General features: G+C 46.2%; 3 protein-coding genes. 1 reads left to right on the top strand and 2 read right to left on the bottom strand.

From position 1 onward, the window contains the following. Window positions 1-37 precede the first annotated feature (37 nt). Window positions 38-3,943, top strand: coding sequence for a hypothetical protein (locus O3C43_23795; GenBank protein ID MDA1069509.1), 3,906 nt, complete (start codon window positions 38-40; stop codon window positions 3,941-3,943). Window positions 3,944-4,094: 151 nt separating this feature from the next. On the opposite strand, the gene O3C43_23800 is transcribed toward O3C43_23795, so the two are convergent. Further along, complete coding sequence (locus O3C43_23800) at window positions 4,095-5,891, bottom strand: amidohydrolase (protein ID MDA1069510.1); 1,797 nt, start codon at window positions 5,889-5,891, stop codon at window positions 4,095-4,097. Window positions 5,892-5,912: 21 nt separating this feature from the next. Beyond that, a complete protein-coding gene (locus tag O3C43_23805; GenBank protein MDA1069511.1) occupies window positions 5,913-8,516 on the bottom strand; it encodes a hypothetical protein in 2,604 nt (867 codons plus the stop codon). Window positions 8,517-8,680: the final 164 nt, after the last annotated feature.

Raw genomic sequence — 8,680 nt, forward strand, 5'->3', positions numbered from 1 at the left:
AAAGCCTAAATCAGTGACGATGGGGAAGTCAACCAATATGTTATATTATTTAAGACGCACTACACTAGGTGGGAGAACGTTTCTCTATGGAAACTTCGATTCGAATTCACCGATTGAGTATCAGTGGTATAAAAACGATCTGCCTGTTGAGGGTGCGAACGAAAGAACGATCACCTTAGAAAACGCAACGCCTGATGATACGGGTTTGTATCATTTGGAAGGAAAAGGTGGTTTCGGTTCGATTTACACCAATAAAGCTTTGCTGGTAGTGGAGGATGTAACTGCTAATCAGGAGAGAAACTACTGGCCTGAGATAGGCACAGATGACGGCTTCATCGTTAAAGAGGTTAACCAACAGTTTTTCTGTTTTGGAGGGACCGATAGGGTATACCAGTCGTCGGACGGTCGAACGTGGATGGTCTTGAACATGGGAATGAGTGGACGCATTAACGATGTTATCTTCGATGGTGAAAACTATCTGATATTCAATTGGCAGAAGGAGGCTGTGTCATCTGCCAATCTGGTGGACTGGGAGTCGGCACCGTCGCCACAAATTTTTCTTATCAGGAAAGTTGAATACGGAAATGGCGTTTATGTGGCTCACGACTTGTATGAAACAGGAATAAAATTGGCGGTTTCCGAAAATGGAACGGAATGGCAGACTTTTGACGGAGATAATTATCCCAGGTTCGTAGCGTATGGAAATGGAATATTTGTTGGATTGGATACGGCAAGAACCTACCGGTCAATTGATGGTGTTAATTGGGATGTTGTCCAATGGCCCGATTGGTTCGGGAAAGTTGTTTTTACAGGTGCCCAATTCATCCTAACTAAAACCGGTTTGTATAGTAATGATTCCAGAGTCATTTCAGAGGACGGTCTCAATTGGAGGCCATTTGTTTCAAACAGTTATAGGGATTTATTTGGCAGTGGAGGAATGATATTAACACATAGGTGGGACTTCCCAGAATATGAATATTCGGCAACTTCAACTGAATTTAATCAGGTTTTTAATAATGATCTCCCCAACGTCCATGGCGACTTCAGTATGGCGCATAGTAATGGAGACCTGGTGATGTTGTCCGAAAACGGTTTAATGCAATCAACAAAACTGGGTGATTCACTCCCTGACAATCTGCCGTCTCGTTCTGGCCCAGGTTACGGCCAACAGTTAAGTAAGCCTGTTGTTTATATTGATCGCACCGATGGAGTACGTTATGCGAATGCACTATCACCTGTTGATTTGAACGAATTGATAATCGATCCTTTTGGGGATCTTGAGAAAATCGAATTGTATGCGAATGGGGTGAAGGAATTTGAGTCTGGGGGACCGAACTTTGGTCTAAATTGGAGCCCTCGTCAATTTGGCAATGTTGACTATGAAATCTATACTGTCCAAAATGGGCAATCCTATAAAACGGCGGAAGGCAAAATCGTATCCCAGGGACCACTCCCAATATCTACAAATCGTAAATTGTATAACTATACAGAAATCGATAGCTATCAAGGAGTGGCATATGCTTTGGCGAGAACGGGTGATGTTCACAGGTCGGAAGATGGTATTGAGTGGAAATCTCTTCCTGCCCCTACGGCAGAGGACAATAGTGGGAAACATATTAAGATTCTCGCCGGAGGGGACGGTCTTGTCATTGTGGATGATCCTTTTAACCGTGGCGTCCGAGTCTATCATTCCTCAGATGGTCTCGCATGGAATTCGCAAGCATTGACGGCTCAAGAGTTTGAACTTGGCGACGCATTTTTTGAGGACGGTCAGTACTATTTATATGGTAATCTCAGAGTGCTTGGCACTGGAGAAGTCTATTTCGATGGAGCCGGTGTAATTTGGACGTCCGAGAATGGTAGGAATTGGGTGCCTCGGGTTCCCTATGAAGACCGTCATCTAAAAGAGCTCCATACTTTTAACGGGACTCTTATTGGATTATTTACAGATGCTACCGATGAAAGTGCCCCAGCTTTGTTAGCGAAGGGGGGATTGGAGCTGGGTACGACCTGGAATGAGATTCCGATTCCGGAAGGCCTCAATATTACTCTCCTTGAAACCTATGGGGGTGTCCTTGTCATCGGGACAGATTCAAATGAGTTGTTTTATTCCATAAATGGTGACGTGTGGATTTCCTGTAACGTGAAGATCATGGGCGAATTGCGTGAGATTGAATCCTATGGAAATTTATTGGTGGTTCAGAGTTACCTTGAACCAAAAGAACCTCACGGATTTGACGAGGCTGAGGTGTACGTTACTGCAGATCTTCAAAGCTGGAAGAGTAATAGATTATATCCCCATATTTACAAGGAAACGATTTCGACGGCAAATAACGGCAGTGATGCCTACATTGCCGTTAAAACTCAATCACCTAGGAGTTCATTGCCGACTGGACAATTGTTTGTTTCCCAAAACGGATTGGATTGGGAGACTCCCGGTATTAGTTGGAATTTTACAAAAGTCGTTTGGCTCGAGGACAGATTTATTGCAGTCGGTGTGAATGGCGTGGTAGCATTTTCATTGGATGGTATAAATTGGGATCACCTGGATGAAACAGGAATGGTTGCGGCAAAGGTAGTAAACGATCTTCCGGATGATTCTACTTCAGCTGTGGCCCGCGGAGAATTGTTGCAGGCAGGGTCTGGATTCTTTAGTTTTGATCGGGATGCTTTGTACTACCACCCAACTGCGAATACGAAACAGGTGTATACAGATTTTGGACCAGGGATTACCTTGGAAAGCTTATTTTATGAAAACCATAAACTGATTCTTGAAAGTGATCCAAACGCAAGTAGTTACTACAACGCAACGATCGCGCTTGGCGATTTGTCCATCGGTGAAATTTCCCTTGATTCTCTTGGTCCACAATTGGAAGCAGGGCAGCTCTTGAGCGGAACGATTTCTGTTCGAAACCTGGGGCTGGAATTTGTTGCTGTTGATGAAGGAACTTCAGTTAGATTATTTTTATCAAGCGATCCATCACTATCAGATATCAGCGAAGTAGAAATTGGAAAACTGCCTATCGGTCAGGAAGGTCTTGCCGCGGGTGAATTGTTAAATTTCCCATTTAGTTTTCCAATTCCCGACCGAGTACCCATCGGCAACATTTTTTTTAGGGCGATGGTAGATGTCGAGGAACTTACGATGGAAATGAATGAATTCAATAATAGCTATTCCGTAAGTACATCTATTGGTTTCATTGAGTCTGTAACAATTACCTCTTCGGTTGATGGGTTTGGGCAAGTACAGTCGACTTACAATCTGGATGCCGTGCCAATAGGGGCCATGATAGAAGTATATTCCATTCCTGATCCTGGCAATCGTTTCGAAAAGTGGTCTGGTGATAGCATTGGGTCATTAAATCCGATTGCTGTTGAAGCTAGGCAGGGCGCTCATATTACAGCTCATTTTCTAGAGCAGGTGGACATCTCTACGAAATCAATTGGTGGCGGGGAAATACGCATCACACCTGACGGAACCCCGGTGGATAAAGGAAAGACTCTACAATTGGAAGCTGTTCCATCAGCTGGTTGGAGTTTTCAGCATTGGAGTGGAGCATTGAATTCCAGCAATCCTGTTGAAGAATACATAATCGACGTCTATACAGAATTCGAAGCGGTTTTCGGCCGAGAATGGGAAAGTTGGAGACAAGCTTTTTTTAACGCTTCCGAGCTTCAAGATGGTGAGATCTCAGGATTTTTTGCTGATGCGGACGAGGATGGCCTGGCAAATGGAATTGAAGCTCAATTGGGTTTGGATCCCAGAACTGTAGATGCTGTCGTTGCCTATTCTAGTCTGGCGCATACTTCATCTGGTGAGATAATAATCGAGATCGACCAGACTTCTGAATGGGAGGAGTTTCAATGGCATGTAGAATCGAGTGACGACTTAGTAGATTGGGAGCTAGTTTTCATGACTCAGGAAATTGTGAGTCAATCTTAACTACGGGAACGAATTCGCTTTAAGGGAAATCAGGAATTGGGAGTGTCTAGGTTTTATCGCTTAGTTTTGTCGTTACGAAATTGAAAGATCTCTAATTGCGATAGATGCATTTTTGCTGAACACATACTTTGAGGGATGGATGACTATTAAATTAGGGGTGGACAACACGGCCATCGAACATGGTGAGTTCGATAGTTATCTCCGATAGGTCGGTAGGTTTTGAGTGATAGGGATTTTGGTTTAGTAGAACCAGGTCTGCTAGTTTTCCGACTTCGATACTGCCGCGGATGGACTCCTGATGCATGATGCGTGCACCGCCATTGGTGAGGGCGGTGATCATGTCATCGACGGTTAGAGTTTCGTTTGGCAGCAAAACTTGTCCGGTAAGCTTGGAGGGATCTTTTCTTAAGACTGCTACTTCCGTCGCGTGGAAGGGATTCGCGGTTGATACAGGCCAGTCGGAACCGTAGACAAGCGTGGATCCAGCATCTCGGAGTGACCGGAATGGATAAATCCCGTTTCCGATTTCCGAACCTATGAATGAGGCCATCGAATCGTCATAGGGAAACGCCCATAAAGCCTGAATGTTTGCATAGACATTCAGTTGTTTAAAACGAGGAAAGTCCTGCTCGTGGGCAAACTGTAAATGAGAGAGAGTATGTCTCCGATCGATGGTCCGGTTGGTTGTTTGCGCACTGTCGATGGAATCCAATGCGACTCGCGCTGCTCGATCGCCGATGGTGTGAAAGTGGACTTGAAAGCCTGCTTTGTCTAAAGCGGTAACGTATTCCTGGATTACGTTTTCAGGCATGTTGATTTCTCCTAGGTGACTGCTACCACATCCTGAATCAGCGTAGTTCTGTAGGAATGCAGCAGTGCAACTTTCCAATCCTCCATCTACAAATACCTTTACCATATTGCCCGAGAGCAGGCCTTGCGAGCGTCGTTCGATTGTGTCGCGTCGTTCACTCAATTGATTAACCGTTTGTGTAATCTCGTTTTGTGCCACATCGGTCTTCAGCAACGATTCACCCGATCTCAGCGCTAGCAGCGTACGAGCTGTTAGTTCCTTTTGATCTGCCAGGACCAGGTAGGCGTTTTGTTCGTTTCCGGCCCCGATGCTTGCGTCAATAAGAGCGGTGTATCCCAGAGCGTTTTGGTATTCGAGACCTGCACGCAATTGATCGACCTGTTCTTGCAAAGTGGGTTCAGGAAGAAGTTTTAATACGAGTTCTTGGGCTGATTCGCGAAGGGTGCCTGTGGCTTCCTGTAATTGAGGATCGCGCTCTATGTATCCGTTTGTTGGAGTAGGTGTATTACGATTGATTCCGGCTTTCTCAAGGGCGATTGAGTTTGCCCAGGCGCTGTGACCATTGGAGTCGATCAGGACGACTGGACGGTCGGATACGACTGCATCAAGAATGCGCTTATGTGGATTGCCATCTTTAAACTGATTCAAAGACCAACCGATGCCAAAAATTACTTTTAATTCGGGATGAGATTTCGCGTAGGTGGCAAGCTTCTGTTGAATGATTTTTGCATCATCGATGTCTTCAAAAGAGAGTCTGGTCAGAGCAAAGCCTCCCTGGATTGGGTGGGTATGTGCATCGGTAAATCCTGGCAGCAATACGCCTCCCTTCATGTCGATGATTCGAGTACTGTTTCCTACATAGGCAACTATTTCTTTTTCTTTCCCGGCGAATAGGATCTTGTTTCCCTTAATGGCGACCGCTTCACGAATGGTTCTTTTTTCATCTATGGTGTAAACGGTTCCGTTGATAAAAACGGTATCGGCCAATTGGCTGTCTTGAGCCCAACAGACACTATTTCCCGTAAACAGAAGAATCGTCAGCGCAGGGATTGGATTTAGAAATAGACGTGAAAGCCGCCTGCAAACACCGATTGTGGGACTGAATTTCAAGATGACCATTTTTGAGAATCGACTCACAATAGTATCATCTGGGAATATTTAGAAGGGAACAGTAATTGTTAGCCTTCCCTGAATATCTTCCGGTGCTTTGGTGATGATGGTATTGGCCGCGAAGGTTGGTTCGGAGCCAACAAAGTAATCTTCCTCGGTTAGATTCTCCAGACTGAGCATCGCTTTCCATTTATCGGTTTTGTAACTGATGTTGCCGTTCAATACGGTCGATGAATCGATCCGGATATTTCGATCATAGCTGGAAAAGTAGGAGCTGCTGTGAACGACTCCGATTGCGAATCCCCACGGGCCATCCAGGGAGGTAGCAATAAATAACTTGGCAGTTTGTTCGGGCGCACCCGGAACGATGAGCTCGGGATTGTTGGTCGGGCTGCTTCCCTGAGGAGTGAAGCCTCCAAAAGCGCCGGAAAACTGATGCAACAAACTACCGGCTGCCAGCGCGATGCCGATTTCGTCGTTATTCGCTCCGGTCGGATCCACCAGTCCGAACGGCATGGAGCGAAATCCCAGGGGACTTGTTCGTCTTGTTTCACGATCGCTGTAGGAGCCAATGATCGTGGTTCGGTCATTTACTTCATAGGCAAATTCGATCTCGACTCCTTCAGACTTGTAGGGATCAGACGTGTTGGTTCGGTCGTTAAAGGCAGACTGTTTCCATTCGTATACTGCGGCGCTTGCATACAACTTGTTTTCCAGGAGTGAAAATTTGATCCCGACTTCCTTGAGCTGTGAATCACCAAAATTCTGATCGCCCAGAACAGCGCCTCCTTGTAGCGGAGCGTAGGTGGTCGCTTCCTGAAAGGCTCCATAGAGGCTGACTTGTTCACTCACCTTAATCGTTGGATTGATACTCCAGTTGAAAAAGCTGTCGTCGCCTTCAGTTGTGTTTTGGGCAATGTCGGTTGGCCCGGTTGGTATCTTCGTTTCGAAATCCACAGAGTCCCAACGGAGACTCGTAATGAGGGAGAAATGTTTTCCGACAAGCATCAATGCGGAAGCGAAGGTACCCAGTTGGGCTAGCTCTGATTCCACCGCATGACCGCCGGGACCGCTTGCACCGAAGCCACCGCCCCAGTAGTTGTTCCCCGAAACAGGGTCGATCTGTGCTCCAGAAAGAAATACCGTATTTTTGCTTATCGTGTCTTTGGAGATATCTCTTCTGGCGAAGGGTTCAGACCAGAAATCCTGCAACTGAATTGCATCGGTGAATCGTGCCTGGACGCCATAATCCAGGATGAGTTGTGTATATTCTCCTGCTTCAAATGTGGTGGTTGCTGACAGTCGATCATCGATCACTGTTTGTCTGGAGCGAAATGCGTATTGGTAGGACGACAATTTGTCGGTGTAGATGTCCTCGAAGAAAAATTTATTGGTTAGGGTAGTTGAGTCAGAAAGGAAGTGTTCCAAATCAACGAAGAGCATAAGGTCTTCCGAGTCTGCAAAGTCCGAGGAATCTGAAAGCACTTCATTACCACGAATGGATTTGGTAAATACTTCTCCTCCTGCCAGGAAGTAATCTGGCGTGTAGAGAAACCCGCTCGAGGTTTGTTCCACATCTTCAGGTAAGCCGTCATAGATACTGGAGCGCACTTCGGAGTCGCTGAGATCTTTGAGCGCTGCTAATTGAGAAGCATTCACTCGCCCATCGGCAAGCGCATCATTCACAATGGATGCAGGCACGACCAATGCACGAAAGTCCGCATTTCTCCCCAACAGAGCGCGATCAGCAATTCCTCCTTTACTGGAACGAACCAGACTCAAAGGTTCACCGATCACATACTCGCTGTTGGAGATCAGGTTTTGCGATGGCCGATTCCATCCAGCATTTTCATTACTCCGAAATTCGTAGTATTCAGCGCCGGCAAACAGATAGGTATTTTCTGAAAGCTGGGTTTTGATGGAACTGTAGAGAGATATGAAATCATTGCCAATACGGTCGTACCATGAGTCCGCATTCTGGACCGTTAGTGAAATTCGGTAGGCAGCGGGTTTGTCACCTATCAGGAATGGACCGCCTTTATCGATTTGCAAGTTGTAGAGATCGTTCGAGCCAATCTGGAATTTTACGGATCCGCGTGATTCATTGAAGAAGGGTGATTTAGGAATCATGTTTACATAACCACCCACATGACTTGGGATAAACTGTGCCGGTGCGGGTCCTTTAACGACTTCCATGGCTTCAAGGGCTCCAAAGGAAGTAGGCATTTCATTCCGCTGGAAGGCCCGCAGCATACCATTGAAGTAGATGCCGCCTTGCCAACCACGCAAAACCGGGGCACCTGCTATTCCATAGAAATTATAACGCTCCGTTCCAGCTCCGATCTTTTGAAGGTCATCAAAGTCCTTAATTTGGAACTGTTCCATTGTTTCCGGAGACAGGACCATCACGGAGCGGGGAATCTCCAATAGTTTCATGTCCTCGAAAAATGCGGAGCTGACGCTTCTATCGGTGGGCAGGAGGGAATCGGATAATTCCTGGGAAACCTCTTCAGTTATGAATTCATCCAAATCGAGAATAGGGGCTTCAGGCTCACTCTCCTGCGCTCTGGCTGGATTCGTTAATATAAGGGCAGGACACAATATCCACGCCAGGCTGGCTTTCTTGAACATCATCGGCAATTTCGCGGGCACGATACGAGAGGTGTTAGGTTGGAGGTTGGAAAACCAGCTTACGAAATAGAAGTCCCGTCAGGTAACAAGTCTAGAATGTCACAATTCTGATAATGCTCCCTTTGTTTCTGAATTAGCGTCCTAAAAAGAAGACTTGATTACACTACAAAGATGCTGGTTGATGG

The organism is Verrucomicrobiota bacterium (assembly GCA_027622555.1).
In the GTDB taxonomy this organism is placed as follows: Bacteria; Verrucomicrobiota; Verrucomicrobiia; order Opitutales; family UBA2995; genus UBA2995.